A 26,743-nucleotide genomic window follows, 5' to 3' on the forward strand; every position below is an offset into this window, starting at 1 on the left:
TTTGCCGTCCAGCACGAGATGAGCGGCGAGATCGCCAAGGCGCTTGGCATGCAACCTTCGGCAGCGGAAAGCGAGCGCATGGCGCGGCCGCCGACGAGCAATCTCGAGGCCTATGATTACTATCTACAAGCCGAGACGGCGTCACGCAGCGTCCTGCAGGCCGGGCTGCGGGAGGCGCTTGCGCTCTACGACAAGGCGGAGGAGCTTGACCCCGCCTTTGCCGAAGCCTTCGCGGCCGACGCGCGCACCACAGTCTATATCTGGCGGGAGGCCTTCAACGACGTCATCCAGAGCGCGCCAGCACGAAAGAGAGCCTATGAGAAGGCGAGCCGAGCTTTGGAACTCGACCCTGACCTTTCGTCGCCCTATGCTATTCTTGGGATCATGCAGGTCGTGAATCGCCGCTACGAAGATGCGATTGCCTCTGCCAAGAAGGCTGTTTCAATCGGTCCGGGCGATGCAGAGGCGCAAGCAGCCCTTGGATATGTTCAGTTATACGCCGGCAATCATGCCGAGGCAGCCACTGCGGTCGAGACGGCGCTCAGGCTCGACCCCGACCTCTCAGCGATCAACCGGGAAACTGCTGGGCTGGTTTTTCTGCTCCAGAGCAATGTCGAGAAAGCGATCGAGACTCTCGAGCACACACGCGACGATGCGTCCACGGTTGGCAACTTTCGGTTTACGCTCGCTGCGGCGTATGTCCGCGGCGGCCGCCTACCGGATGCGAAAGCCGCAATCGCCGAGGGGCTCCGCCTCGTAGCAGGGTCCAGCTACGTGGACTCTTTGGCTGGGTGGGAGATGACTCATGCACATTTTCGGAATCCGCAGGATCTGGCGATACTCGTCGCCGCACTGCGCCAGGCGGGCCTACCCCAATGGCGCTTCGGCTTTACCCCGGCCGAACAGGACCAGTTAAAGGGTGCCGAGATCGCGTCCCTCGTCATTGGCCATACACTGCAAGGCCAGATCGAACCCGGTCTCCAACCAGCCTTCCTTCAGATCGGAAGCGACGGCAAGGCGGCCTTCCGCTCTACGACGCGGCTAGTCACCGAGACCGTCTACGTCGATGGCGATCTGTTGTGCGAGCAGAGCGAGAACCTGTTCGGTCGCCCCGACTGTGGTCCCGTCTACAGACGCAACAACGCAGCCGGCAAAAGCTACTCCTATGCCAATACAAGCAAGGTGTTTCACTTCACCGTGGTTCGGTAGACGCACACGCGCGTCTCAATGATAGTGATCGAGTTCCAAATTGGCCGCGACCTTCGGCCAGTTGGCATCGGCTTTCGGGATATTTTCAGCTGCATGCGCGGCGAAATCATCCGCATTGTCGACGTCGTAGATCAGGTAGAGCTTGCCGTCGATAATCTTAAATGCCTCAGGATCGACATTGACCGTGACCCCTCCGCCCACGACTTCGCCGGCGCAGTACCCGCCATATTGAGGAGCGTACTTGACCGGTTCGCTCATGAACATTTCCTGGTGTTTCTTGCTGGCGAAATGCCAAGGTGTCCCCAGCCATTCATAAGTGAACTCTTCGGAGCCCTTCACGGCCTTGCCGTCAGTGAAGTAAGCGACCGTGTCGTAGCCCATGATCGCCACACCACCAAAATAGCCGGTGTTTACCGAATCGTCGGCACATGCCGATCCCGCGCCGGCGACCACAGCTACCGCGACCAGGGCAGCCGTCCCCAAACTCCGAACCAGTCGTGGCTTGATCATCGTGCTCATCTGTATCCTCCGTTAATCGTGGATCTCGGCGCACTTCGCCGCGTTCGCCTCGCCAAGAATTTTGGCTTGGCAGGTAGCACCATGGCGTTTGAAAAGTCGTATGATATCCGTGTTGCCCTTCCAGAATGCGCGCGTTATCGGCATGTAGCCATGCCCCTCGGCATGGTTCACATTGGCACCTTTCGCAATGAGGAACTCGGCCAGTTCAATGTGGTTTTCCTCGCCGGCCACCAGCAACGGCGTAGCACCCGCCTTGTTGGCGGCATCGTCGAGCACCGCGCCTTTTTCCAGCAGCAGCTTGGCGATCGGCAGGCTGCCCGAGAAGGCCGCCGCATGAAGCGGGGTAAAGCCGCCCGAGTTACGCGCCATGATGTCGGCACCCTTGGCCAGCAAGAAGTCGGCGATTTCCGGCTGGTTATCGAGCGCTGCAGCGATGAGCAGCGTTGCCTGGTCGCGCGCCCGGCTGTCGACGTCGGCACCGCCTGCCAGGGCTTGCTCCACGGCACCCTTGTCGCCGGCGGCGATGGAGTCGAACAACTGCTCACCTGCGGCTGCTGTTGTAGCCGCCAAAACCAGCATTCCAAGTGCCAGCAATCCGCGCATTGTGCAAGGTAGCATATTAGCTTGTGGGCATACAAGCTGTCCTGGGCACATCAGGTGGATCCAAGGCGGACGGCGCGGCCAGACATAGCGAACGCGGCCCAGGGCGGGAAGGCGTTAGTGCTACTGGCTTCGTCAGTAGGGGCACCGGTCCAGTCTGAATTTTGAAGAGCGTCGATTACCGAGGCGCCGAGCGGCGTCGAGCGTAACCGCCTGTTGCTCCGTTGGGATAGCCGGTAAGCGCAAAGGTGGCCGTTGGCGGAAGTGTCCGCTTTCGGATGCAACTATGGCTTGCTCAATGACCGACATTGGGCGCAGAGCCGCCATTCATAGACAGCAAACCAGGGCCCTTTCGGCCCAGACCCGCGTATGACCCAGCACGATCGTCATTCAACACTGTTCCTCGTGTCCCTGGTCGGGCATCGTCATCATTGCGAGTCGCAGAAGCCCGTCCCTCCTTTATAGCCTGGGCGCGGAATAGCGCTCGGCTTCCCTAAGAACATACCCGAAGGAAGACCGCAGCTGATCCTTCACGACGACAAGCTGTCCCACTGTCCCACCGCAGCATCGACACGCGGTTGTCGCCCTGTCCCACTGCCTAGGGAGTCAAATTTCGATACTCTTGGTAGGGGCGGTGATCGACGGCATTGATTTCCCGTCGGCGTGATTATTGTCGCCGGAAGTCTGTCTCCGGGAAGTGGCAAAGCTAGTGTCCCAGGGCGGCATGCGGCGCATTGCGGTCCGGCAGCGTTGGCCGTTATCTGTCCACGCCGAGTTGGGTCTACCCATTCACTGGGGCAGACCCAACCGATCCGGATCAGAGGAGATTGGTCGCAACGTTGATGTTGCCGTGTGTTGCCTTGGAGTACGGGCAAATGCTGTGTGCCGCATCGAGCAGTTCTCGCGCAACCGCACGGTCGACGCCCGGGACGCTGACGTTGAGGCGCGCGCGCAGAAAGTAGGAGCCGGCGTCTGAGTTCAGCTCAATCTCGGCATCGACTGCGGTACCCGCCGGAAGCTTGATCTTTCTGTCGGAGGCGGCGACCTCGATAGCTCCCATGTAGCAGGCAGACCAGGCGGCACCGAATAGGTTTTCGGCAGCCGGGTGGGGCTGCTTTAGCTTGATGTCCAGTTGGCCGTCGCTACTGCGCGCTCCGCCATCGCGACCGCTAGTATTGTGAGTCTTACCAGTGAAGAGTAGTTTCTCAGCCATATCGAAAATTCCTTTCTGTTATAGTTCCCAGCATGCCGATGAACGGTTCCCGCTGCACCCCGGCACATGGTGCTGCGCTGCTCGCGATGGCCGACCCGCAAACTCAGCCGGGTCGAGACTCACGCGGCATTTGCCACGGGTATCTGTATGCGATGCTCACGACGCAGATCGCTGACATTGATTTGTACGGTTCCACTTTGGCGCGAATGCCAGCACGGTCGCCGACTTGTAGAGCTTCACGGCTGAACCTTTTTGCCCGGAGAATGGAACGTCACCGTTTGCTTGGTGAAGACGTTGCCTTCAGCGTCCACTAGTTCGATCAGCACCTTGTGCTGGCCGCGCGGCATGCCCACCAGGATAATGGTGTCGCTCTGACCGTAGTCCGCCCATGCCCAAGGCAGGTCGTCGACGGTGAGATGCAGGTGTCCGACCCGTGGAGACACGTTGCGCGCGGCCGGCCCACCCACAGGCAGGATGCGCAAGTTTTCCACCCGGTACGGGATGAACACGACGCCCCCGGCCAACGGACCGGGAAGCGGCGGCTCCACGACCAGCTTCGGTGCGGGCTCGTTGTCGATGGGCACAACCGTGCTTTGGGCGAACGCACCAGTGGCAAACAGGGTGCAAGTCGCGAGTGCGGCGAGCGTCTTGATGATGAGGCTGCTCATTGCATTCTCTCCTTTTGGAGATGCGCTACGCAGATATCGCGAGGCGGTGGATGACGCGCACATCCGGCGCGCCATCCCCACCCAACACTTCACGCCGTCCGCAAGGTCTTGAACGTGGCGCGCACATCGTCGGTGAAGTACTTTGGCTGTTCCCATGCCGCGAAATGGCAGCCCTTGGGCGGCCGACCGTAATGCAGGAGCTTCGGGAACGCGCGCTCCGTCCAGCTCTTCGGTGCCGTGTAGATTTCGCTGGGATTCGCGCTCACGCCGACGGGAATGGTGATACCCTTGGCGTCGAAGAAGCCCGCCTTCGCCGTTTGCCGGTGTTCCCAATAGAGCCGGGCTGACGAGACAGCAGTATTGGTCAGCCAATAGAGCGTGATGTTGTCGAGGATGTCATCGGGGGTAAGGCCCTCCGGCTCTCCATCGAAGGAGCGGGCTATCAGCGCATAACTGTCCGCGTCGTGATCAAGAATCCATGAGGCCAAGCCGGCCGGTGAATCGACGAGCCCATAGAGCGTCTGCGGACGAAGCGCCATCTCGTTGGCGTAGCCCAGGCCGAACTTGTAGAAAAAGGCGACCTGTTCGTAAGCACGCCTTTCGTCGGGTCCGAGATCAGCGGGAGGCGGGCTGCCGGCAGCAAGCGCCTTAACAATCTCGGGCGGAATGGTCGCTGGCATATTGGTGTGGATGGCGATCAACTCGGGAGGCGCCATCAGCGCCATCTTTTCGGTGATGAGGGCCCCCCAGTCACCGCCCTGTGCGACAAACCGGTTGTAGCCGAGGCGCTTCATCAGCACGGTCCACGCTTTCGCGATGCGCGTCGGATCCCAGCCGGGCTCAGTCGGCTTGGCGGAAAAGCCGTAGCCCGGCATTGACGGGATCACCACGTCGAACGCGTCGGCCGCCGTTCCGTCATGCGCAGTGGGATTCGTGAGCGGATCGATGACCTTCAGCAGTTCGATGACCGAACCGGGCCAGCCGTGCGTGATGATGACCGGCAGCGCGCCCTGATGCTTGGACTTCACGTGGATGAAGTGGATGTCGAGGCCGTCAATCTCTGTGATGAAATGTGGGAGAGACTTTAGATGCGCCTCACACTTGTTCCAATCGTATTCGGTTGCCCAGTACTGGACGAGTTTCTGCATTGTGCCGAGTTGCACGCCTTGTGTGGCGCCGGCCGCCAATGTCGCCGAAGTCCGCCGGGAAGATGCTTCGGCAACCAATTCGCGTTCGGGCCAGCGCGTGGCGGCGATGCGCCGGCGTAGCTCGTCGACCTCCCCCTGCGGGAAGCCGACGGTGAAAGGGCGGATTGAACTGGATTCGGCCGCGGCCGCATGCTGAGCCGAGGTGAAGTTGAACGCGGCCGCGCCTGCCGAAGCGGCAAGCAATGCGGTGGCCGATGTGGCGAGAAAGTCGCGCCGATTTGGCGCCGGTGATGCGGTGGACATGATCAATCTCCTTCTTTGCGCGATGCCATTAGAGTGGTTGAACACTTCTGTTGTGCTCTCACTCCGGCGCGCGCTCCATCGAACGTAGGTTGGTCATGACCGCGTGTTAGTTTATGGCGCTCATACCAAAGTTTATTGGCTGAGCCAGACCGAGCGTCCCGCGGTTGAATGCATTCGTTTCGACAATTGGACCTTGCGGACTGCCGGCCTGATCGACCCGGCGATGAACGACGCTCTACTCGCTCTCACTCGCATTGTTTTTCAATGCAACGGCGAGGCAGCGAGACAACGTTTCGCCGTCAAAGGGCTTGCTCAAAAAGCAGACGGCGCCTCGAGCAAACGCCTGAGCGCGGACTCTGTCGTCAGGATACGCCGTAATGAGGATAATCGGAATGTTGTGCCCGCGCGCGTGCAAAGCGTCTTGCAACTGGATTCCGCTCATCTCGGGCATCTGCACGTCTGAAATCAAACACGACGTTTGTGTCAGTTGCTGCGAATGCAAGAACGAATGTGCAGATGGAAAGGCGTGAGCGACCAAGCCAAGCGACCGAACAAGGCTCGCAGTTCCGACACGGTTCAATTCGTCATCGTCGATGATTGAAATAACGGGCGCGTCACGCAAGCGATTGGTCCATCAGTGTGCATTATACAATGGTGCGAGTTAGCAGCGTGCGAAAGTCATACATAGATATTAGGCTACGACGCTTGCTCGATTAAATGCCGAGCGCCTCAGCCATTCTGACCAGGTCTGCAAGGGACCTCGCATGCATTTTCTTCATCGCATGACCGCGATGAATTTTGACAGTAATCTCGCTGAGGCCGATTTGAGCCGCGACTTGTTTGTTCATTAGGCCGGTAGCGACGAGCGCCATCACCTCTTGTTCGCGCGATGTCAGGCTGTCGAATAGGCCCTGTAAGTCCAGCCGTGCGCGCTCGGTCTCCAGCCTGGCCCGGTCGCAGGCGATCGCGGCGGTGACGGCATCCAGCATGTCCTGGTCGCGAAACGGCTTGGTGATGAAGTCTACGGCGCCGGCTTTCATAGCCCTCACGGACATCGGAATGTCGCCGTGTGCAGTGATGAAGATGATGGGAATATGGACATTGGCCTTAGTCAACTCTGCATGAAGCTCAAAGCCGCTCAACCCGGGTAGGCGTACGTCGAGAACCAGGCAACTCGGAATCTGAGGCAGCTTGCTTTGCAGGAGTTCGTTCGCCGAACGGAATAGTTCGGCGCGCAAACCGACCGACCGGAATAACAGGCCGAGCGAGTCGCGGACTCCGGCGTCATCATCGATCACATAGATAGCAGGCTCGGCCTCCCAGGTCGGCTGCAAACTCTTCGGTGCGACTTTGGCCACAACGGATCCTCGTCATGCGGAGACAGAGCGAATTGAGCTAAAATGAAATATAGCACCCCGGGGTGTGTTCGGGGCAGCCCACAACCGCCCATCGTGGGCTTCGATGATCGATCTGCAGATCGACAGGCCCATCCCCATGCCGTCGGGCTTTGTTGTGAAGAGCGGGTTGAATATTCGATCGATGTCTTGCGGACCAATTCCTCTCCCGGTGTCCGCGACCGATATCATTACATTACCATCGTCATGTATCTCGGATCTCACGGACAGGACCCGCGCTCCCTCGACGGTGGTCATCGAATCGATGGCGTTCGTGATCAGGTTTACGAGCACTTGCTGTAGCTGGATTCGATCACCTGTTATTTGTGGCAGGCGTTCATCCAGCTCGGCTTCAACCAGTATCCGGTGTTTCGCCAGCCCCTCTCTCACCAGGGCGAGAGTTTCCCTGACAAGGTCGTTGAGGTCGAGTGAAGCGCTCATCCGATCTTCTTTCTTGAAGATCGTTCTAATACCCTCAATGACTGCTGCCGCGCGATGGCCACCGGCGATAATCTGCCTGAATGCCGTTTTCGCTTCCTGCAGATCGGGCACGGGATGATTGAGAAAGCGCAAGCCCGCATCGGCGCTTGTTATCATGCCCGATAGAGGTTGCTTTACCTCATGGGCGATCGTGGCCGCGACGGCGTCACCAGTCATGAGACGGGCTTCACGCTCGCGTCGTTGCGCTCGGACCGCGCCGACTAGCTGAGCGTAGAGAGCCGATGTCTCGTATAGCAGGACGATTAGGACGACACCACCGGCGAACAGCCCAAAGGTCCGGACAGCATACCAACCTACGCTAAAGCGGCGCGGATCCGGGTAATAAGCCAGAATTGGGTCGATGACATACGTCACCATTATGACAACCAACCAAAGATCAAGCAAAGAGCGTCGCCGAACCCAGAGCACAACGAGGGCCGCCATCGATGTCAGCACGACAGGCGCGCCGACGAACCATACCCAGAGCGACGTAAGATTCCGGGCACCGCTGATCACGACTGGCAATAGCGGTTCACCCGCTATGGAGAGGAATGTCAGTGCCGAGACGGCTGTTACGGTTAAGGCAACACTATAGGTTATCGCCTCTCGAACAGTACCTAGCCAGTACCGTCTGCTGGGAGCAGCATCCTTTGACAGGGCATACGCGATTGTGAGGAGAGCAAATCCAAGATGCCAGAAGAGGTAGAGCGCTGAGGTGCTCTGATAACCGCCAATCATGCCGTCTGGCGCGAATGCTCCCGGAACCGCCAGGAACCACGGGATCAGGATGAGCGCGTTGAAGAGATACCCGCTTGCGATCATCAAGGTCGCTCGCGAGCGTAAAATTGAAAACTGGGCGAAGAGAAGGATCGCGGTGATTAGCTCGTTCACGATCATTGCTGTCGAATAAATCGGGGTAAAAGGGCCGACCGCACCTGGATGGAAATTCGCGGTCAGTCCGGAAACTATGGAGACATAGACGGCCAATATGCTGAGAACGACAAAGAGAGCCAGGCGCTTCTGCACCGGACTTGGCGATAAGCTAGACAGGACGTAATAATCTTCTTCGGGAGTAATCACGACTTCTCCCAATCGACAAACTCTTCGCTGCTACGGCAGCGATTTAAGTCAAAGCGTTTGGAGTGTCACCAAGTTATCCAGCTCAACCGACCCGCACTGCGACCGTGAGCGCGGACCATTAATAGACCTTTTTGGTCTTCATACAACTGACCGCCTCTATCTCATTGTGCCCACCCGGGGGCTGCCGCGCACTTGGATGAAAAGCCATTGCGTATTAGAAGCCTTCAGCTGTGGTCGCGTGAATCCGCCGAGTTGCTTAATACAGCTCTCTTGGTCTTCGCAGGCGATAGATGCGCTAGCACCTCATGCCGCGATGGCCACGCGAAGTAATGCCTCCTCCTTGCACGAGGCACGGACCCTTGCATCGTCATCGTTGGAAGGTGGCAGAGCCTGTCGCTCCTTTATAGCTCGCAGCATTGAGGTACGGCTGTCCCACTGTCCCACTGTCTAGGGAGTGGGACAGTGGGACACCTGCAATTCAACGCTCGCTGGTCGAAGGCTGTGTTGCTTTCGATCTCGCCTGGATACGATTGACCTTAGATTTGCTCAACCCGGTTGCCGCCGCAATGTCGCGTACGCTTGCGCCGTCGCCCGTCATGGTCATGACGAGATCGGCTTCGACATCCTGGAGATCCTTGACTGTCCACTGGGCCTCACCATCGCGAATTTCCAGCTTTGCCTCGAAGGGCTTTGCGGCCTCACCGAACACGCCGCGCGCCTTGCCCAAGTGAACCTCGAAGCGCGCACCATCCTCGATCGAGTAGTCGTCCGGGTGCTTCAATGTGATGAGCGTGTCCAGGACGTCTTCGCGCTTGCTTGTGCCACGCGGATTTCCACCGCGGCCCTCATGCTCAATCAACAGAACGCTGACGCCTCGACGACGGAGCTTTAGTTGCCACGATTGCATCGTGTCCCAACTTTCAGCTTCGTTTTCGCGGCCGCCGCTCGTCAGCGTTGAGCGATTGTCTAGGATGAGTAGCTCTGTCGGCCCGAGAATCGCTTCCAGCCGCTCCTGCGACTCCGTCTGCGAGAGATTGAGACTGACACCGATCTCCTGCTCGTCCATTGGCAAGATGCGCAGCCGCCCGGAGCTGACCTGGCTGAACATGCGAAGTCGCTCCTGCAGGTCTGCGCCCGGCATTTCGCCGTCGACGTAGAGCACATCACGAGGCACCGGTGCCCGCCAATTCAAGAACGCGCCTCCGGTCGCGGCGGCATGGGCGATGCCGATCGCCACCTGAGTTTTGCCGACGCCTCGGAACGCCGACAACATGGCCAAACTTCCTGTGCGAATGATCGGCTCCAGGATGAAGTCCCGCGGCTTCAGTGTCATCGATGTGAACTCGTGTGAGGCGAACCACTTCAGGGCAGGGCGCTGCTCCCCGGCATCGGCGGCTGATGCTCCAACAAGGCGTGTCGCGTTTATGGATTCGAGCAGCTGTTCGGGTGAATGCGTCATGGTCGTTGCCCGTCAGCAAAATCGCTGCCTTCGAGTGCCGGTATAATTCTGGTCACGTCCTTGCCGGCGCCGTCCCAGCGGCTCGCACACTCGGCAGCTGCGGCTATCCCAGTGGCGTCGTGATCGGTGAGGACGGTCAGAGCTTCGATACCGGCAAGCAGGGGAAACTTCGCAATTCCGCCTGCCGACAAAGCCACCCACATCGGCCGGAAGCCCATGGCCATGCAGGCCAGGGCGGTCTCGATCCCCTCGGCGACATGGAGGCCGATACCCACGTTCTCGTCCGCGGAGAGTTTCACGCAGGCGCCGGCGGCCCGGCCCAGCATCTTCTTCGGGTTGCCAAGACCTGGGACTTCAGCCTTGCCCCTGCCATCCGGCTTCAGAGCGGTCCTGTGCACGCCGCAGAACTCATTCGTGCGAATGTCGACCATCGCAGTCAGCATTGAAGGCAGCCGCACCGTGGTTCTGTCCTGAAGCCTGAAAGGGCAGGCACCGTGGAACCGGAGCGCATGGCCGTCCAGGACTTCATCGGCAAGCCCGAGCCCGCGATCGAGCAGGTAGACCGCCGCCAGTGTGCCGCCTATCGACATCGCCTCCCGCCACAGCCTTTGCGCGATATCGATGCGTGAGTTGTCAGACGCGGGGATGGTCGCCGGCCCAGGGCGGGACAATTGTGCGTTCAGACGGTGATGTCCGCTACCCGGAATGCCGAGCATTTGCCGGACATGATCACGGCAGATGCGCCAGTCGTCGCCTGCAAAACTGTTGACCCGGAAACCGTCGGCGGCGTCAGAATCGAGCATCACCGACATCGACCTGTCTGCGCGCGAGTGGCCCGGGCCCGGTGCGATGATGCAGTGCGGACCAACCACAGTTCCACCGAGCGCTTTTGCAACCGCGGCGGCACGGTGAATTGTGCTCATGCCACGCCCCCATTCGAGAAGGCGAGTTCCGCAACGGAGATAGCGAGTGGCACTGACAGCGCGTAGCGGGACCGCAGCAGACGAACCTGGAGCTCGGCCGCCGTAGCATTTCCGGATCGGCACGGCTTCACCATCTGGTCCGGCGCGGATGAGCCAAGCTGTGACGAGCGCTTGATGGCGAGATAGGAGAACCGGCAGGGCGCCAGCCGCCGCTGGACGAGATGCACCAGTTCCCGTTCGGCTGCCCAGTAGGCGCGGCGGCGCAGCTGGATGAGCTCCTGTTGTCTTTTCAGCGCAAGCTTCTCTCGGCAAGGCTGGGCGGCATCGAGAACAAGAAAGCCGCGGTGATATTCGATGACGTTGCCCGGGGCTGCTACGCTCAGCCAGCTGCAGAATTCAGCTTCTGAGAGCGTCGTCGTGATTTCGCGATGCGTGATGTTCATGACTTCCAGCCCTTCCCGTGGGAGCCGAACCGACGTGGTTCCTGGTGGCCTGGAGTACCCATCAGCGGAGCAAGGCGCATTACGAACTCTTTCGCTCCGGCACGCTGGCGAAGCCTGGCGAACCCCATCGCAAACAAAGTCGGTTCTGCGCGTCGCCGAGAAACCGTGCGAAGAAAGGCATGCCTATCAAGCCGGTCGCGTTCATGGACTCGAGCCATCAGCGGCGGTCCTTCTCGATGAGGTGGAGACCGCGGGCTTCGAAAGCCTCAATGTCTTCGAGGCGGTAGACGACACGGCCGCCCACCTTGAGGAAGCTCGGCCCCTGAGCCATCCACCGCCACCTTTCCAGGGTCCGTGGGCTGAGACTCCAGCGCCGAGAGAGGTCGATTTGATTGAGGTGGCGTATCGGCTTCTCCTGCCGAGAAGCGGTCGTTTGATCCGGCATGTGCGGCTCCTTCACGCCCGTGCGTGCTGCCGTACAGGGGCACACGCTGGTTACTGACGCGAAGATTTTGCAGTATTGGCGGACCCAGGATTATGGACGGCCGGAAAGATAGACATGGCCGAGCGATTACAAAAAACCTAGAAATATCAACATCGACGGGCGGGAGACATGGTCCGTCTGCCGACGGAATATGGTCGGGGCCCTCAGTCCCCCGTCGAAGCGATAATTCGGATGTTGGGGTTGAGTCGGAACCCGTGCCACGGCGAGTTCTCAATCACGAGCTCTTTGGAAACGGGCTCGCCGAACGCCGCGGCAGCCATATCAGCGATCGCCTTGCGACACTTGCTCACTCTTCGATAAAGGCTGCCATCAGTCATCTTCAGCTGCTTGGTGAGCTGCTGCACGTTCACAAAGCGGTGCTCTTCTGGTGGGAGATGTTGGACGACGTCCTGTTTTGCTATTTCGGCAAGCACCGCGACAAGCCGGTAGTCGGCGCCGGTCAGCTCGCCCACACCTATGATTATAATCTTCGAGGTCCGGTTATCGATCGTCAGTTGCAGCTGGCGTTCAGCATACGGGACAGCCGCGGCTGCAAGGGCGGGAGTTTCTTCTGCGCTGATCAGCCGGGAAGCAGATTCCTCACTATAGCTCGGGCCACCCGGGGCGATATGAAGGTCAGCTAATCTCAACCCTCCACCTTCCGCTGTTCCCCGGCGCCAGTCAGTGATAAGGAGCGCCCGCCATGAATCCGGTGGGAGCGGATCCCATTTTCCAAAAGGGAACTCGCGTCTGACATAGGCGATCAGGGCACCTTCGGTCAGTCTTGCTAGGAAGACCCGTTGAATGGTTGCCCAAGCCTTATCCTTCGCCGCCTGGGCTTCAAGCGCCAGAACGGCCGGACGATTTTTTGCAGCCGCCGCTTCTCCCTCGATCCAGGTGGAGTATGTGACAATACGTTGGGGAAACGAAGCACGGCGCCTGATCGCGGTTGCATAGGTTTCCCAAAGGTCGTTAGGGACAAAGCGCCTTACGGCCTCCGGCAGCGGGAGTGCATCTCCGGGCAGGCCGTTCCCTTGGCTAGATGGTGCGCGCGAATCATTCACCGAATGAGGTTAGCCACGCGGCCGCGCGGCATCATTGGAATCCGGATTTTGTGGTTTTCTAATCCTTTCGCTGGGATACTTTCTTTTTAGCGATTGTTCCGTAAGCCTCTGAAATTGCTATTCTTCTCAAGTAGACACGCTTACCTCCGTTTCTAAACAGAGGCGGCGAGCAGCGTGAACTCTCTTTCTCCAGAACGAATGACAGCCGCCGAGCGCCTGGCTGAACTCGCTGCCATCCTGGCGGTGGGCGTGAGGCGTCTGCGGGCCCGCCAGTCAACGAGAATATCTGGCGACCGGGAGAATAGTTTCGTGGACTTCGCCGTCAACCAGAGCGGTCATGCAGCCGAACTCGAACCAGTGGAGGACGGGGCGTGACGGACGCGGTGATCGGCAGGCTGGCAGCGATCAAGACGATGGACATCGTTGCCCTAAAGGGAATGTGGCGCGATCTCTTCGCCGCGGAGCCACCACCCTACAATCGCAAATTCCTGGAGAGCAGACTGGCTTACCGGATCCAGGAACTCGCTTATGGCGGGCTGAAGCCGGAGACGCTGAAGCGGTTGGCCGCACTGGCTGAAGATCTGGAGCCCCGCTCGGGCGGGCGCGGTACGCGCTCTGGTAACCGACCTGTCGCCGGCACGAAGCTGATGCGCGAATGGCAAGGCGTCGAGCATTGCGCGACGGTGCTGGCCGACAGCTACGAATATGATGGTAGGCCGTATAAATCGCTCTCAGCAATCGCCCGGGCGATCACCGGCACTCGCTGGAACGGCTGGCTGTTTTTCGGACTGCGCAGTCAGAAGGGAGCAGGCCGATGAAAGCCGCTGCCCCAACGTCGAAGCCGGTCGTTCGAAAACTGCGCTGCGCGGTCTACACACGCAAGTCCTCGGAAGAGGGCCTCGACATGGAATTTAGCTCGTTGCATGCCCAGCGCGAGTCCTGCGAGGCCTATGTGGTCAGCCAGCGGGCGGAGGGCTGGGCGCTGGTGCCGGACCGCTACGACGATGGCGGCATCTCCGGCGCCACGCTGGAGCGGCCCGGCCTGAAGCGACTGCTGCGTGATGTAGAAGCCGGTTTGGTCGATGTCATTGTCGTCTACAAGATTGACCGGCTGTCTCGCTCGTTGATGGACTTTTCCAAGCTCGTCGATGTGTTCGACGCCAACGATGTCACCTTCGTCTCGGTGACCCAGTCCTTCAGCACCACGACGTCAATGGGCAGACTGACTTTGAACATACTGCTTTCCTTCGCCCAGTTCGAGCGCGAGGTGATCGGTGAGCGCATCAGGGACAAGTTCGCCGCATCCAGGCGAAAGGGAATGTGGATGGGCGGCAACGTGCCATTCGGCTACCGAGTCGAGAATCGGAAGCTCCTCATCCAGGATGAGGAGGCTGCCATTGTCCGCTCGATCTTCCAACGGTTCCTGCAAGTAGGCTCCGCGACCATCCTGGCGCGAACCCTTAATGCGGAAGGCCTCAGGCGTAAGAACGGGAAGGCCTTTGACAAAGGCCTGCTCTACAAGCTCCTCAGCAACCGGGTGTATATCGGCGACGCCGTGCACAAGGGCACGAGCTATCCCGGTGAGCACCAGCCGCTCATCTCGCAGGATCTCTGGGACAATGTCCGCTCGATCATCGCCGAGCCAGCGCGCAAGCGGGCAGGGCACTGCCGCAGGCAAACGCCGGCATTGCTCAGAGGCCTGATCTACGCACCCAATGGCTGTGCCATGACCCCGGCACACACGCGCAAGAAGGGGCGTCTGTACAGATACTATGTAACCACCAGCGTGCAGAAGCTCGGGCCGGAAACCTGCTCGGTACGGCGCCTGCCTGCTGGCGAGATCGAGGCGGCAGTCATTGATGAGGTCCGCGTCCTGTTGCGCTCGCCAGAGATGATTGTGAAGACCTGGGCGGCGGCGCGCAGCAACAGCGACGAGATCAGCGAGACCGAGGTGCGCGACGCCCTGGTTAAGTTCGATGCTCTCTGGGAGGAACTCTTTCCCGCCGAGCAGGCCCGCATCATCCAACTGCTGGTAGAGCGCATCGACGTCGCTGTAGACGGCATCACTATCCGCCTTCGCACCGAGGGCATTGCCAGTGTCATCGCCGAGCTTCGGGAACGACCAAACCTGGATAGGGCAGCATGAAGAACAACCGCGAGATCAGCCGCGACGGCAGTTTGCTAACGGTCTCCATCCCGATGGCGATCCGCAAGCGTGGCGGTCGCAAAGTTGTCATGTCCCCGGCTGGAGCAGAGGCTTGGGCACATTCGCGACCGCGAATCGACAACACGCTGCTGAGAGCCCTCGTCCAGGCATTCCACTGGCAGCATAAGCTGGAATCAGGGCAATACGCGACGATCAGCGAACTCGCTACGGCTGAAAAACTCGACCGGTCGTTCGTCTCCCACATGCTTCGACTGACGCTGTTGGCGCCGGACCTGGTTGAGGCAGTCCTCGACGGGCGGCAGTCGCCGACGATGCAATTGCAGCCGCTGGTGCGCGGGTTTCCCGTTGAGTGGGAGCGCCAACGGCACAATGCCTGCTGGTTGTGAAGATCTGGTTTTGGCCCAACGGTGACCTACATTGTCCGCGTTGCGAATGCCAGCAACGCGCCTCATCCCAGTCGCTTACGTCGCCTGGATGGAACCGATTCCGGAGACTCCAAAGCTAGTTGGACAAGGCTAATGCGCGCCTTCCCATTGATGCTTGTAACAGCTGCGGCACTCCAGGATTTGGATCACATCATCCGCCAATGGATCTCGACCGATGTGTTGCTTCACCTGCCAAACCATCTGGGGGTGATCCCGTAGTAGATCGTCGCCCGACAATTCGTACCGATGAGTGATCTGGACGAAACGGTCGTCTTTTTGTCCGAACCGAACGACAGCAACATCGCTTGGTTTCAGGTGCGCAAATCGTCCGTCAACATCGAACAGTTTGTCCAGGTCGCCGCCGCGGAAGTTCACATACTGCTCACAGAGCCCTTGGGGCAACGCCAACCCTTCCTCGTCGTAGATTTTTCCAAACTCAGGTTCAGGAAAAGACTTGGGGAAGACAGCCTCTCGGGAGAAACCATCTAGCCCGATTTCCCGCTTTCCTTTTTCTAAGAACGCAAGCGTACCGGACACTGGAGACCCATCTACGTAGTCGACAAATATGTGTGGAACCTCGTTCCAGCTATCGCCTTTATCGTCGATCACAAGCATATCCTCATAACGAATGATGCCGTTTAGATGATACATTGCTTGGTTCTTCTGACGCAGCCTTTCCCAATAATCCATGACAAGATCAAGTTTCTTTCGTTCTTCTCGGTCGCTTTCTGTGTCGCGCGTTCTATCGTATGGGTTTCGAAGCACTATTGGCGGCTCTGCGAGATCAAAGGTCTTCTCCGACTCATCAAAGTACGCATAGCACCGTTTCATTGATACGATCACGCCACGTGGGTGAAGTTCGACAACCTCAAGGCCCTTCCAACGGGGTCTTTCGGCAAAATCCGTGTACTTGGATTCATACGGATAGTGCCTATCCTTCGAATCTTGTAATAGAATCCAAGAGCGCGCGGGACTATCTCCGAGCACTCGCATAACGCGGTTCTTGTTTGTGACTTCGGACCTGATTTCTGTAGCGCGCGATCTTCTCCGCAGGACGTTCGATATCCCGAAGAATGTGAATAGGATTCTATCGTTCTTCGGTTGATGGAGCTCAGTTTCGAGCGTCGCGTTGCCCCAAAGATAGAACTCTAAGACACCCAACTTGGTAAGCTCATCGCGGAAGGTGTCGTAAGCCTTCTTCGAGAAGTTTGTCGCTGCAGCCAAGATATACCCGTATGGCGGATTGTCTGGAGCGATGTCCTCCAGGATTTTCTTTATCTTGCTGGGGGGAATTGCTTTTTCGCGCTTGCACTGGATCATCCACGCGTAGCCGTCCATTGGGCGGACAACCTCGTTACCGTCATCGTCAATGGTGGTTGTCGTGGCGAGTTCGTAGGCTCTGATATCAAAGCCGTCATCGCCCCCGCCCTTGCCGGTGGCCTCTATCGTTTGCCAATCCCGGAAGTCATAGATCAGCTCACGGATCAAGTCCTCGAAACGCTTGGGGTCGAGGTCTTCGAAATGGATTGGATTTGTTGTTCTTGTTGGTCTGGCTCTGCTCATAGTGAAAAGCAATAACACTCTCCGCGTTTTGTAGAAACGCTCAATCCCCGCTGTACGGACGTCGTGCCGCGAAAGACGGGTCTTGCCTCTATGCCAGGTTTGGGCCGATCGAGGTTAGCGTTGCATAGATCAATGTTGGCTTCGGTAACGCGGTGTCCGACAGCCGCCAGTCCACGGCCACCTGCACCAAATCTCGTTCAGTTAGACTGGCGTTTGGACCGCCGGTATTCTACATTTGTTCTCATTCGCTAAGGTCGGTTTTTTACATGGTTACAGCGTCAGAGATTCAGCACACTCGCATCAAGGGAGAACTGCCATTCCAGAACTTCGTTCTCAAGCTCATCCGCCGCTACTGGAAGGATGACTATGCCGAGGCTCATGGTCGCAAGGGACACAAGCAGCACGGGGCAGATATCACCGGGCGCGACTATCGGAACGGTTACACTCATGCCGCAGTACAGTGCAAAGCGAGCGAATCCGACGGACCAAGAGCTTTCACCGAAAAAGAGCTGATCGACGAAGTCAACGAAGCGAAGACCTACACGCCAAAGCTGGACATCTTTGTCGTTGCCTATGGGGGCGATCGCGATCCGAAGCTGCAGCGCAAGGCCCAGGAACTTAGCGCCGTCAACGAAGCAGAGGGCTTGTTCCGCGTTCAGGTCTGGTCGTGGGATGACATAGTGCGTCGGACGCTCGACTTCGACGACGTGGTTCAGGAGCTTATACTTCAGAACCAGGTACCCACGGCGAATACGCTTAATCCTCGACGGCCCAAGGCGGAGTCCTTCCGGGATCTTCAGTCCACGATGCAGTCGGCTCTTGCGAGCTTTGAAGCGGCAATGGAGCGTGAGAACAAGAACGCAGCGGGCGACCCGGTTGTAACCGGCAAGCTCGACTTGTTCCGCGATCAGCTTCGTGCCGGCAGTGGCGAACTGCTGGTAGAGCAATTGCGTAGCCTTGTAGCGGAACTTCCCGCGGGCGCTCATCCGCATCAAAGGTTCAGGGCATACGCCAATCTCGGCTCGGCACTCGCGCAAGCCGACGAACTCGAGAGCGCCGCGATCGCTTTCGATACAGCCGCAGACGTCGAGCCAGATACTGCCGATAGCCACGTATACAAAGCCCGCGCAGCCTTGCTGCGCGGGAAAAATCAGCTCGCCTACGACGAGGCCAAAACAGCCTTGGCCATGGAGCGTGACCGCTTCGCTGCGACTCTTCTGCTGGAGGCCGCTCCGCCAGAATTTGCGCCCGATGTACTGGAAGCCGAGGTCAGCGACCTCGTACATGAAGTCGAGGTGGCCAGCTCGCTTGTTCGCAGATACGCCGAGGCGAACCGTCACGTCGATGCAATCCGAGTGGCGAAGGGCATCGCCAAGCAGGATTGGCAGAAGTACGGCACCGTCGGTCAGGCGATCCTCGGCCAGTTTGAAGACAACGTCGAACTCAAGATGGGCGCTCCGATGAGTGAGACTCAGGCGCTTGAGGTGGATGAGGCCCGTGGCCAGCTCGAACGCGCCTGGCATGAGGCCAAGAAGCGACCAGACAAGAGGCGGTGGATTTTCTTTGCCGCCAATCTGTCGTCCGCTTACCGACTTCTTGGTCTTGACGAGCAGGCTGAAGCCTTGATCCTCGAAGCTCACAAGCTGGACCCCATTGCGCCATCAATTGCCCAGCGCGCAACGCTCGCGTTTGTCCGACGCGGCGAATACGCCGCAGCCCAGAATGCGATGGAGCCAGTACTCAAAGAGAGCAAGGATCCTGAAGACTTTCTGCTTGCGGGCTCGGTCGCCTTGTCAGCAAAGGACTGGCCGAGCGTGGAAGGGTTCGCCAACCGCGCACTGGAACTCGCCACAACTGACGACAGCAAAGCCAGCGCAGCAGAAATGCTTGTGCTTCAGAAATTCCAGTCGGGCTCGCCCTCCGAGGCCATACCGCTCGCCGACGAATTCCGCAAACAGTTTGCAGCGAACATCTCGTTCGAGAACCGTGTTGCTGAAATCGCGCGACGTCTAGGCGACACGGTCGCGCTTGAACAGGCAAGAAAGCGCCTAGCCGCCTTCGGCAGCCGCACCGATTTATCGCCTATGGATCGCTTCATACTCGCTGATGCCTATGCTGACGACAACAGGTGGTCGGAGGCCGCCGACCTTCTGGATGGTCTGTATGGGCTTGATCGGCCGTCGGAGATCTTGAAACGTCGTCTCTTCGCATTGTACCGCGCGGACCGAAGGGCGGACGCGCGTGCTCTGTTTGATTCACTGCTGCCCGGCGCGCTCAAGTCTCCCGAGCTTCTTCGCCTCGGGGCGGCAATCTACGAGCGCTCTGGCCTTCTGCCAAAAGCTTTGAAGGCGCTTGATACAGCGCTCAACATCAATCCAGGTGACCTGCGCTCCCGTCTCGACTGGGCGCGCCTATGCATTCGCGACAGCAAAGAAAATCGAGTACGCGCTTGGGCCAAGCGTGCCCCGATGGGTGATCAAGGCGAGGCAGAAGACCTTTTGGAGGAAGCCCTGCTATTCGATCGGTACGGCCGCCGCAAGGACGCTATGCAGATCGGATACGCAACGCTGCAGCGACATTGGGGCAGCAGCGAGCGATTGCACATGATGTACACGTCGCTCTTCCTGCTCAATTCGAAGGGCGGAAGTTTCCTGCATCCGAAAATCGTCGCAGAAGAAACTGTTGCCTTCCTCGAAAACGAACACGGGGTGAAGACGTCTTACAGGATTGAAGCTGGAGCCGCGCCGGCATCGAACGTCCTTTCGCCAACTCATCCCTTCGCAACTCAACTAATAGGTAAGAAGAAAGGTGAGAAGGTCACGCTCGCCGAAGGCATTGGGCAGCCGGTCACCTGGACCATCACGGAGATCAAACACAAGTACCTCGACTTGCTACATCGGTCGATGGATCAGCACGCGACGCTTTTCCCCGGCAGTCGATCATTGGGCCAGTACCATATCGACCTTGGTAGCAAAGAAGCCTTTGAACCGATATTCGAGCAAGCCCGCCAGCGTGCCCGAACCGTCGAGGAGGCAACCAGGCTCTACACGACCAATCTCATGCCCGTAGATGGCGTAGCCAAGATGCTAGGCCTTGATCCTATAGACGCATCGCGCGGGCTCCGATTCAATTCCGGGGCGCTGCTCGATACGTGCATTGGCGCTCATGAAGAGCGTCAGCTTGCGTTCGACAGCCTGCGAGGTGCTTCTGAAATCCTGGTCGATGCGCTCACGCTGTCGCTGTGGGATGAGATCGGTCTTCTCCCGCTAATCTCGTTGCTGCCCGTTAAAATCAAAGTGGTTCAGGCAACCTTGGATGCGCTCATCATGCGCGCGGACGAAGCCAAACGTGGCATCGGGGAGAAGAGTGGATCCCTTGAGGCTCACGGCGACAAGTTCGCGATGATCGACGTGCCGAAGGAGTACAAGGAGTCCCTCTCAAAGGCCGCCGCCGAACTTCTTGAATGGGTACGGACGCACACTGAGGTCATCCCTACCGAGCATGTAGACCATCCGCAGGCCGACGACTTCAAAGAGTTCTTCTCAGGCTCCAGCTTCGACACCGCCGCTACCGCAGCGGCAACGAACATGCCGACCATCATCGAAGATCGCCGGCTTCGCGGGTTCGCGACCATTATCGGCGCCCAACGGGTGTCTTGGACCCAACCGCTTCTCATGCTGTTTCTGGACCAGAAGCAACTGTGGCAGGGCGACTATGTCGACTTGATTGCCAACCTCGGCAGCAAGCGGATCGGCTTCGTGTCTGCCGGCGCCGCGGACTTGTTCGCCGCATCGCAGATCGGCTTCGACTCCGTTCAGTTCAGGTCGCTCGTGGAGGTCATTTCCCGGAAAACCGTCGAAGCGCACTCACTTGTGGGGGTCGCTGTAGAGTTCATTGTCCAGTTGTGGAACGCAGAAATTCCGGAAAAGCGTGACAGGCATGTCAGCTCGGTACTGGAGGCAATCCTGACCCGTCCGGATGCTATAGGGTTGCTCCGGGTCATCATTGTGGCAGTCGACGAAAATCTGCGTGGACGGCGATTCCCCGGGAACCTGATTTCCAGATTCTGGAGCGACTACGTGGAGCGGTTTGTCGCGGGGCATTTCATTAGGGATGCCGTTATTGGTTGATAGAAGACGCATATCAATTGTGGTTTTTCTTGCGCTCCCCGGGGCCAAGAGCGGTCAGTCCGCTTCCGGCGAACTGCGGTCATTCGAGAACTGGCGGCGGATGATCGCTTTAGCGCAAGCCGAACCTGGCGAGCGGCGCCTTGGTTGTGGTCTTTCTTGACAGGCGAGCGAACCGCAAAACGGCCCGCAGCACGGCCGGCGCTAACGCATTGATATTGCTGTCGCCAAAACCTGGGGATTTTTTGGGGCTACTCCCCAGCATCGGAGAATGATGGGGCATTCAGAGAGAATTTTCACGCTCAGAACGCTGCGGCACTCCCTAGCTTTTGGCCACACACCCTGCAAACGCTGGGGTTGCAGGGAGCCATGAGGGGACCGGAGAATTGTTTGGACTTTGAAGGTGGTAGCGGGAGAGGGACTTGAACCCCCGACCCCAGGATTATGATTCCCGTGCTCTAACCAACTGAGCTACCCCGCCAGGGCGGCGAAAGGCCCGAAATCCGCCTTAAATCGAAAGGCATTTCGAGGCGTTCGCCAAGGTCGCGCGGATATAAGGTTGGGAGGGCGAGCCTGTCAAGCATCGATGCGCGAGGGGCGCCGGCATATTGTGGCCGGTAAAAGCGCTGCCGGGCTGGCATCTCCGGTAAGCCACCGGGGTTGAGTTCGACGGGGCACGCCGCTATGTCTCGGCCAAGAAATTAGAGTTTGAAGCTGATGAAGCCGCGCATTGCAGTCCTCGGTTGCGGATACTGGGGAAGCAACCACATCCGCACCCTCAAGGCGCTCGGCGCGCTGCATGCGGTTTCCGATGCCAATCGGGCGCGGGCCGAAGGCTTTGCCAGCGAGCAGGATTGCCTGGCGATCGAGCCCGACCAGCTGTTCGTGCGTGATGATATCGACGCCATCGTCATGGCGCTGCCGCCGCAATTCCATGCCGATCTTGCCGTGCGCGCCGCTGAGGCCGGCAAGGACGTGCTGGTGGAAAAGCCGATTGCGTTGACCGTGCCCGACGCCGAGCGCGCCGTGCAGGCGGCCAGGGACAATGGCCGCGTGTTCATGGTCGGCCATGTCTTGCGCTTCCATCCCGCCTTCGAGACGCTGAAGGCGCTGATCGAGAATGGCGAGCTCGGCGAGGTCCGCTACATCCACTCGCACCGGCTCGGCCTCGGCAAATTCCACACCGAGAACGACGCACTGTGGGATCTGGCGCCGCACGATTTGTCGATGATCCTGGCCATCACCGGCACCGAGCCGATCGAGGTCAGGGGCGAGGGGGCGGCACTCCTCGACAGTCTCAGCGATTTCGCGCATCTGCACATGCGTTTTCCCAACGGGCTGCGCAGCCATCTCTTCACCTCGCGGCTCAACCCTTATCGCGAGCGGCGGCTGACCGTGGTTGGCACCAAGGCAATGGCGGTGTTCGACGATGTCGAGCCATGGGAGCGCAAGCTGGCCGTCTACCGCCACGCGGTGTGGCAGGACAGCGGCCAGTGGGCCTTCACCACCAACGAGCCGTCCTATGTCGCGGTCGGCCAGGGGATGCCGCTGACGCGCGAGCTCGAGCACTTCATCCAGTGTATCGAGACCCGGGCCGAGCCGCGCACCAGCGGCGAGGAAGCCATCAGGGTGCTGCGCATCCTGACGGCGGGTACAGTCACGCACACAAAGTCCTGAGACCGTTTCGAAACCCTGCTCTGAAGGCAGACGGAAACTAAAACTGTCTCCGAGAGGGTAGTGTTTACTCTGCGGGAATCTGCGCCGGCCTGGCTGCGAGCCGGCTGAGCATGGCTTCGGCCTCGGCGCCGCGCTCGGAGCGCTCGATGAAGCCGCCGCCGAAGACGCGGGCTTCGTTGCCGTCGTCGGAATAGAGCACGCAGGCCTGTCCCGGCGCGATGCCGGACTCGCCGTCGACCAGTTCGACAAAGGTGCTGCCGGCGCGGTGATGCAGCACGGCCGGGCGCGGCGGCCGCGTCGAGCGCACCTTGGCGAACAGCTCCATGCCGGCGACCGGAATGTCGGACAGCGCGCGATCGCCCAGCCAGTTCATGTTGCGCAGATAGATCTTGTGCGTCTCCAGCGCCTCCCGCGGGCCGACGATGACACGGGCCCGGTCGGCGTCGAGATGGACGACGTAAAGCGGCTCGCCCGAGGCGATGCCGATGCCGCGGCGCTGGCCGATCGTATAGCGCAGGATGCCGTCATGGCGACCGAGCACGCGGCCGTCGATATGGACGATGTCGCCTGGGTTGGCGGCAGATGGCTTCAGCTTGGCGATGATGTCGGAATATTTGCCCTGCGGCACGAAGCAGATGTCCTGACTGTCCTGCTTGGCGGCAACGGTCAGCCCCATTTCTTCGGCGATGGCCCGCACCGCAGGCTTTGACAACCCACCCAGCGGAAAGCGCAGATAGTCGATCTGCGCTTGCGTGGTGGCAAACAGGAAATAGCTCTGGTCGCGGTCGGCATCGACGGGCCGGAATAGCGCGCGGTGGGCGCCATTGGCCCCGGAGCGGATATAGTGGCCGGTGGCGAGCGCATCGGCGCCAAGGTCCTTGGCGGTGGCCAAAAGGTCGGCGAACTTCACCGTCTGATTGCAAGAGACGCACGGAATGGGCGTTTCGCCGGCGACATAGCTCTCGGCGAACGGGTCGATGACCGCCTTGCGGAAGCGCTCCTCATAGTCGAGCACGTAATGCGGAATGCCCAGTGTCTCGGAAACGCGGCGGGCATCGTCAATGTCCTGGCCGGCGCAGCACGACCCGGCCCGGTGCGTTGCGGCGCCATGGTCGTAGAGCTGCAGCGTGACGCCGACGACATCATAGCCTTCGCGCTTCAAAAGGCCGGCAACGACAGACGAATCCACACCGCCCGACATGGCGACGACGATGCGGGTGTTTTGCGGGCTGGCGGGAAGGTCGAGGCTGTTCATGGTTCTTTCGTTCTGCGCGGCGCTTCAATGGCAGTGGCGCGAATATAGGTCAACCACACCGGTGGCGCCAGCTTTGCGGCGATGCCGATTTTGCGGGAGAATCGCGCGTCTGCCCGCAGTTGCCTCAAATGCCGATAAAAAGACTAACGCGGCGTTCATGATCCTTACCTACTCATTAGGGTTCGCTTAGGCAATTTTTAAAGCTGTGGCGGTAATGTGGTGGGGATTGGGTCTTTGAGTTTTTAGTAGAGAGTACGATGACCGATCTTGTTAGACCGCGAGTCAAATATGTTATCGGGCCTGACGGCAGCCCTCTTACGATTGCCGATCTTCCGCCGACGAATACACGTCGCTGGGTTATCCGGCGCAAGGCGGAAGTGGTTGCTGCGGTGCGCGGCGGGCTTTTGAGCCTCGACGAGGCATGCCAGCGCTACAAGCTGACCACCGAGGAATTCCTGTCCTGGCAAGCGTCGATCGACGAATACGGCCTTGCCGGGCTGCGCACGACGCGCATCCAGCAATACCGGCACTAGAGCCAGGACCACAACAGAAAAGGGCGCGGTAACCGCGCCCTTTTGCCTGTCGGTAATGCCTGCTTCAGACCGCCAGCACCACCTTGCCGATCGGCCTAGTGGCGAGAAAAGCGTGCGCGGCGCCCGCCTGTTCGAGCGGAAACGCCTTTGCCACATGGACCGCAAGCTTTCCCGCATCGACCAGTTTGCCAAGTTCGACGAGGCCTTCACGGTCGGGCACGACGGACATGCGCTCGACGCGGATCCCACGCGCAGCAGCCTTGGCTCGGGTGGTGTCGTGGACATTGAGCAGCGACACCAGGACCCCACCGTCCTTCAGGACTGTCAGCGATTGGTCGGCATGGTCGCCGCCCATCGGCTCCAGCACCAGGTCGACGTCGCTGACCTCGGCGGTGAAATCTCGCTTGGTGTAGTCGACCACTTCATCGGCGCCGAGCGAGCGGACGAAATCGAGTTTCTTCGGGCTGGCGGTGGCGATGACACAAGCGCCGTGCGCCTTGGCGATCTGCACCGCCAGATGCCCGACGCCGCCGGCCGCGGCATGGATCAACACGCGCTGGCCGCGCTTCAGGCCGCCATGGCGGACAAGGCCTTGCCAGGCGGTCAGGCCGGCCAGCGGCAGCGCGCTGGCATGATTGTGGTCGATGCCTTGGGGCTTCGGTGCGATTTCATCGGCCGGCGCCACAGCGAGTTCCGCATAGGCCGCGGCCTGCTTGGGAAAATGCGGCATGCCGAACACGGCGTCACCGACCTTGAGGCCGCCATCGACGCCTGGGCCCACCGCCTCGACCGTGCCTGAAATATCCCAGCCCAAACTGAAGGGCGGTTCGCCCAGCAAAGGATAGTAACCGGCGCGCACCGAGCCATCGACCGGATTGATGCCGGCGGCATGCACGCGCACGAGCACTTCGCCTGACTTGGGCGAGGGCGCGGGGCGATCGGCGATGACGAGGACGTCGGGTCCGCCGACTGAATTCTGGACAACGGCACGCATGGGAGGCTCCTGCTGGGGTTTCCGTGCCACTATCATTTGGATAGTAATATTCCCTTGTCCAGTATGTACCTTTTCCATATATAGGCACCTAATGGATAGTGATAATGATTGCGGCTCCGGCTATGACGCCTTCCAGCGGACGTGTCCTTCGCACGCCGTGCTCGAGATGCTGGCCAGCAAATGGGTTTATCTGACGGTTTGTGCGCTGCGCCGTGGCCGGATGCGCAACGGCGAACTGGCGCGTAAGCTCGAAGGCATCACGCCTAAAATGCTGACGCAGACGCTGCGCGTCCTCGAGCGCGACGGGCTTGTGCGGCGCGAAATCTTTCCGGTGATCCCGCCGCGGGTCGAATATGAATTGACCGAACTTGGCCAGAACCTGGCGGGGCTGCTCACCCAGATACGCTCCTGGTCGGAAGAGCATGTGCCTGACATCAAGCAAGCGCGGGCGAGGGCGGCGGCGAACCAGGACGGGGATTTGACACGGGCCTGAAGCTGCGGCCGCCTTACGGCCGGATCAGCAGCGCCGGAGCCTTTGGCGCGCTACACGCAAAGCAAAGCGCGGCGTCAGGCGGCGCCGGTCGGGTTAAAACCCTGCCGTCAGCCGATCATGGCGCTGCGACCGCCGAGTTCCGCGTCGCGGATCTTGGTGTCGCGCGATTCCAGCATCTCGGCCTTGGAAAGCTCCGCTTCAGCTTCGCCGAGTAATGATTCGGCAGCGCTTCGCTGCTGGGCGAGGTCGCTTTGAGAGTTTCTGAGGTTATCACGGCGCAGACGCGCCGCCTTGGCGAAGGTCGGATAGGCAAAATGATTGATGTCGGTGATGCCGGCCTTCTTCTCCTCGGCGGTGATCTGAAGCTCCAGTTCAACGGCCATGCGCTCGAACTCGGCGATCATCATGTCGAGCTGCAGCAGCTGCCGCCGCTTCTCATTCACCTGAAATTGCTTCAGCCGAACGAGGTTTTCACGTGACTTCATGATTCGGTACTCCCGGAAACGCACACCTGCACATATC

25 protein-coding genes and 1 tRNA gene are annotated in these 26,743 nt (G+C 59.6%); 9 read left to right on the top strand and 17 right to left on the bottom strand.

Features of this window, described 5'->3' with window-relative positions:
* The coding region (locus NKI15_RS18680; protein ID WP_352886527.1) for a tetratricopeptide repeat protein at window positions 1-1,209 on the top strand (1,209 nt) is incomplete at its 5' end.
* A 15-nt stretch (window positions 1,210-1,224) separates the two neighbouring features.
* Here the strand turns inward: NKI15_RS18680 and NKI15_RS18685 are convergent.
* The 12 genes from NKI15_RS18685 to NKI15_RS18740 all read right to left on the bottom strand — a co-directional run bounded on the left by NKI15_RS18685 (window position 1,225) and on the right by NKI15_RS18740 (window position 12,987).
* Window positions 1,225-1,728, bottom strand: coding sequence for a YHS domain-containing (seleno)protein (locus NKI15_RS18685; RefSeq protein WP_023707420.1), 504 nt, complete (start codon window positions 1,726-1,728; stop codon window positions 1,225-1,227).
* A 12-nt stretch (window positions 1,729-1,740) separates the two neighbouring features.
* The gene (locus NKI15_RS18690; protein ID WP_023695862.1) at window positions 1,741-2,331 is read right to left on the bottom strand and encodes an ankyrin repeat domain-containing protein; all 591 of its coding nucleotides are present in this window, start codon (window positions 2,329-2,331) and stop codon (window positions 1,741-1,743) included.
* An 814-nt stretch (window positions 2,332-3,145) separates the two neighbouring features.
* Window positions 3,146-3,541, bottom strand: a complete 396-nt coding sequence (locus NKI15_RS18695) for an Ohr family peroxiredoxin (protein WP_352886530.1) — start codon at window positions 3,539-3,541, stop codon at window positions 3,146-3,148.
* A 236-nt stretch (window positions 3,542-3,777) separates the two neighbouring features.
* Complete coding sequence (locus tag NKI15_RS18700; RefSeq protein WP_352886532.1) at window positions 3,778-4,209, bottom strand: DUF6130 family protein; 432 nt, start codon at window positions 4,207-4,209, stop codon at window positions 3,778-3,780.
* 89 nt (window positions 4,210-4,298) lie between these two features.
* Window positions 4,299-5,660, bottom strand: a complete 1,362-nt coding sequence (locus NKI15_RS18705) for an epoxide hydrolase family protein (protein WP_352886648.1) — start codon at window positions 5,658-5,660, stop codon at window positions 4,299-4,301.
* 235 nt (window positions 5,661-5,895) lie between these two features.
* Window positions 5,896-6,282 carry a response regulator transcription factor gene (locus NKI15_RS18710; RefSeq protein ID WP_352886535.1) on the bottom strand — a complete coding sequence of 129 codons (387 nt, stop codon included), beginning with the start codon at window positions 6,280-6,282 and terminating at the stop codon, window positions 5,896-5,898.
* Window positions 6,283-6,373: 91 nt separating this feature from the next.
* A complete protein-coding gene (locus NKI15_RS18715) occupies window positions 6,374-7,018 on the bottom strand; it encodes a response regulator transcription factor (RefSeq protein WP_352886538.1) in 645 nt (214 codons plus the stop codon).
* A 12-nt stretch (window positions 7,019-7,030) separates the two neighbouring features.
* Window positions 7,031-8,614, bottom strand: coding sequence for a sensor histidine kinase (locus NKI15_RS18720; RefSeq protein WP_352886541.1), 1,584 nt, complete (start codon window positions 8,612-8,614; stop codon window positions 7,031-7,033).
* A 478-nt stretch (window positions 8,615-9,092) separates the two neighbouring features.
* Window positions 9,093-10,073: an AAA family ATPase gene (locus NKI15_RS18725; protein WP_352886544.1), complete on the bottom strand. Its 981-nt coding sequence runs from the start codon at window positions 10,071-10,073 to the stop codon at window positions 9,093-9,095.
* On the bottom strand, window positions 10,070-10,885 hold the full coding sequence (locus tag NKI15_RS18730) for a DUF7146 domain-containing protein (protein WP_352886546.1): 816 nt from the start codon (window positions 10,883-10,885) through the stop codon (window positions 10,070-10,072). The genes NKI15_RS18725 and NKI15_RS18730 overlap by 4 nt, the downstream gene beginning before the upstream one ends.
* A 107-nt stretch (window positions 10,886-10,992) precedes the next feature.
* Window positions 10,993-11,439, bottom strand: coding sequence for a hypothetical protein (locus NKI15_RS18735; RefSeq protein ID WP_352886549.1), 447 nt, complete (start codon window positions 11,437-11,439; stop codon window positions 10,993-10,995).
* 648 nt (window positions 11,440-12,087) lie between these two features.
* The gene (locus tag NKI15_RS18740; RefSeq protein ID WP_352886552.1) at window positions 12,088-12,987 is read right to left on the bottom strand and encodes a hypothetical protein; all 900 of its coding nucleotides are present in this window, start codon (window positions 12,985-12,987) and stop codon (window positions 12,088-12,090) included.
* 371 nt (window positions 12,988-13,358) lie between these two features.
* Between NKI15_RS18740 and NKI15_RS18745 the strand changes: the two genes are divergently transcribed.
* The 4 genes from NKI15_RS18745 to NKI15_RS18760 are packed head-to-tail and all read left to right on the top strand — an operon-like array spanning window position 13,359 to window position 15,659.
* Window positions 13,359-13,805, top strand: a complete 447-nt coding sequence (locus NKI15_RS18745; RefSeq protein ID WP_352544998.1) for a DUF2924 domain-containing protein — start codon at window positions 13,359-13,361, stop codon at window positions 13,803-13,805.
* Window positions 13,802-15,133 carry a recombinase family protein gene (locus NKI15_RS18750; protein ID WP_352886556.1) on the top strand — a complete coding sequence of 444 codons (1,332 nt, stop codon included), beginning with the start codon at window positions 13,802-13,804 and terminating at the stop codon, window positions 15,131-15,133. Before NKI15_RS18745 ends, NKI15_RS18750 begins: the two co-directional genes overlap by 4 nt.
* Window positions 15,130-15,540 carry a hypothetical protein gene (locus tag NKI15_RS18755; RefSeq protein WP_352886559.1) on the top strand — a complete coding sequence of 137 codons (411 nt, stop codon included), beginning with the start codon at window positions 15,130-15,132 and terminating at the stop codon, window positions 15,538-15,540. Before NKI15_RS18750 ends, NKI15_RS18755 begins: the two co-directional genes overlap by 4 nt.
* The gene (locus tag NKI15_RS18760) at window positions 15,537-15,659 is read left to right on the top strand and encodes a hypothetical protein (RefSeq protein ID WP_352886562.1); all 123 of its coding nucleotides are present in this window, start codon (window positions 15,537-15,539) and stop codon (window positions 15,657-15,659) included. The genes NKI15_RS18755 and NKI15_RS18760 overlap by 4 nt, the downstream gene beginning before the upstream one ends.
* A gap of 10 nt (window positions 15,660-15,669) precedes the next feature.
* On the opposite strand, the gene NKI15_RS18765 is transcribed toward NKI15_RS18760, so the two are convergent.
* Window positions 15,670-17,142 (bottom strand): restriction endonuclease, encoded by a 1,473-nt coding sequence (locus NKI15_RS18765; protein WP_352886564.1) that lies wholly within the window; start codon window positions 17,140-17,142, stop codon window positions 15,670-15,672.
* Between the two features lie 266 nt (window positions 17,143-17,408).
* On the opposite strand from NKI15_RS18765, the gene NKI15_RS18770 reads away from it, so the two are divergent.
* The gene (locus NKI15_RS18770) at window positions 17,409-21,272 is read left to right on the top strand and encodes a PIN domain-containing protein (RefSeq protein ID WP_352886566.1); all 3,864 of its coding nucleotides are present in this window, start codon (window positions 17,409-17,411) and stop codon (window positions 21,270-21,272) included.
* Window positions 21,273-21,673: 401 nt separating this feature from the next.
* Here the strand turns inward: NKI15_RS18770 and NKI15_RS18775 are convergent.
* Window positions 21,674-21,750, bottom strand: a tRNA-Met gene (locus NKI15_RS18775).
* Between the two features lie 236 nt (window positions 21,751-21,986).
* Between NKI15_RS18775 and NKI15_RS18780 the strand changes: the two genes are divergently transcribed.
* Complete coding sequence (locus NKI15_RS18780) at window positions 21,987-22,946, top strand: Gfo/Idh/MocA family protein (protein WP_023748133.1); 960 nt, start codon at window positions 21,987-21,989, stop codon at window positions 22,944-22,946.
* A gap of 64 nt (window positions 22,947-23,010) precedes the next feature.
* Here the strand turns inward: NKI15_RS18780 and mnmA are convergent, their stop codons facing one another.
* The gene (gene mnmA, locus NKI15_RS18785; protein WP_352536598.1) at window positions 23,011-24,201 is read right to left on the bottom strand and encodes a tRNA 2-thiouridine(34) synthase MnmA; all 1,191 of its coding nucleotides are present in this window, start codon (window positions 24,199-24,201) and stop codon (window positions 23,011-23,013) included.
* Between the two features lie 257 nt (window positions 24,202-24,458).
* Between mnmA and sciP the strand changes: the two genes are divergently transcribed.
* Window positions 24,459-24,734, top strand: coding sequence for a CtrA inhibitor SciP (sciP, locus tag NKI15_RS18790; RefSeq protein WP_013529904.1), 276 nt, complete (start codon window positions 24,459-24,461; stop codon window positions 24,732-24,734).
* A 64-nt stretch (window positions 24,735-24,798) separates the two neighbouring features.
* On the opposite strand, the gene NKI15_RS18795 is transcribed toward sciP, so the two are convergent.
* The gene (locus NKI15_RS18795) at window positions 24,799-25,728 is read right to left on the bottom strand and encodes an NADP-dependent oxidoreductase (RefSeq protein ID WP_352886569.1); all 930 of its coding nucleotides are present in this window, start codon (window positions 25,726-25,728) and stop codon (window positions 24,799-24,801) included.
* 91 nt (window positions 25,729-25,819) lie between these two features.
* Between NKI15_RS18795 and NKI15_RS18800 the strand changes: the two genes are divergently transcribed.
* Complete coding sequence (locus NKI15_RS18800) at window positions 25,820-26,221, top strand: winged helix-turn-helix transcriptional regulator (RefSeq protein WP_023669944.1); 402 nt, start codon at window positions 25,820-25,822, stop codon at window positions 26,219-26,221.
* 107 nt (window positions 26,222-26,328) lie between these two features.
* Here NKI15_RS18800 and NKI15_RS18805 read toward each other — a convergent pair whose 3' ends face one another.
* Window positions 26,329-26,706 carry a flagellar export protein FliJ gene (locus NKI15_RS18805; RefSeq protein ID WP_023669945.1) on the bottom strand — a complete coding sequence of 126 codons (378 nt, stop codon included), beginning with the start codon at window positions 26,704-26,706 and terminating at the stop codon, window positions 26,329-26,331.
* Between the last annotated feature and the right edge of the window lie 37 nt (window positions 26,707-26,743).

The organism is Mesorhizobium sp. M0862 (assembly GCF_040319795.1).
GTDB lineage: Bacteria > Pseudomonadota > Alphaproteobacteria > Rhizobiales > Rhizobiaceae > Mesorhizobium.

Coding starts and splice junctions, on each gene's coding strand:
- NKI15_RS18685 (WP_023707420.1), bottom strand. CDS start 1,728: ATGAGCACGATGATCAAGCCACGACTGGTTCGGAGTTTGGGGACGGCT.
- NKI15_RS18690 (WP_023695862.1), bottom strand. CDS start 2,331: ATGCGCGGATTGCTGGCACTTGGAATGCTGGTTTTGGCGGCTACAACA.
- NKI15_RS18695 (WP_352886530.1), bottom strand. CDS start 3,541: ATGGCTGAGAAACTACTCTTCACTGGTAAGACTCACAATACTAGCGGT.
- NKI15_RS18700 (WP_352886532.1), bottom strand. CDS start 4,209: ATGAGCAGCCTCATCATCAAGACGCTCGCCGCACTCGCGACTTGCACC.
- NKI15_RS18705 (WP_352886648.1), bottom strand. CDS start 5,660: ATGTCCACCGCATCACCGGCGCCAAATCGGCGCGACTTTCTCGCCACA.
- NKI15_RS18725 (WP_352886544.1), bottom strand. CDS start 10,073: ATGACGCATTCACCCGAACAGCTGCTCGAATCCATAAACGCGACACGC.
- NKI15_RS18730 (WP_352886546.1), bottom strand. CDS start 10,885: ATGTCGGTGATGCTCGATTCTGACGCCGCCGACGGTTTCCGGGTCAAC.
- NKI15_RS18735 (WP_352886549.1), bottom strand. CDS start 11,439: ATGAACATCACGCATCGCGAAATCACGACGACGCTCTCAGAAGCTGAA.
- NKI15_RS18750 (WP_352886556.1), top strand. CDS start 13,802: ATGAAAGCCGCTGCCCCAACGTCGAAGCCGGTCGTTCGAAAACTGCGC.
- NKI15_RS18755 (WP_352886559.1), top strand. CDS start 15,130: ATGAAGAACAACCGCGAGATCAGCCGCGACGGCAGTTTGCTAACGGTC.
- NKI15_RS18765 (WP_352886564.1), bottom strand. CDS start 17,142: ATGAGCAGAGCCAGACCAACAAGAACAACAAATCCAATCCATTTCGAA.
- NKI15_RS18770 (WP_352886566.1), top strand. CDS start 17,409: ATGGTTACAGCGTCAGAGATTCAGCACACTCGCATCAAGGGAGAACTG.
- NKI15_RS18780 (WP_023748133.1), top strand. CDS start 21,987: ATGAAGCCGCGCATTGCAGTCCTCGGTTGCGGATACTGGGGAAGCAAC.
- mnmA (WP_352536598.1), bottom strand. CDS start 24,201: ATGAACAGCCTCGACCTTCCCGCCAGCCCGCAAAACACCCGCATCGTC.
- sciP (WP_013529904.1), top strand. CDS start 24,459: ATGACCGATCTTGTTAGACCGCGAGTCAAATATGTTATCGGGCCTGAC.
- NKI15_RS18795 (WP_352886569.1), bottom strand. CDS start 25,728: ATGCGTGCCGTTGTCCAGAATTCAGTCGGCGGACCCGACGTCCTCGTC.
- NKI15_RS18800 (WP_023669944.1), top strand. CDS start 25,820: ATGGATAGTGATAATGATTGCGGCTCCGGCTATGACGCCTTCCAGCGG.
- NKI15_RS18805 (WP_023669945.1), bottom strand. CDS start 26,706: ATGAAGTCACGTGAAAACCTCGTTCGGCTGAAGCAATTTCAGGTGAAT.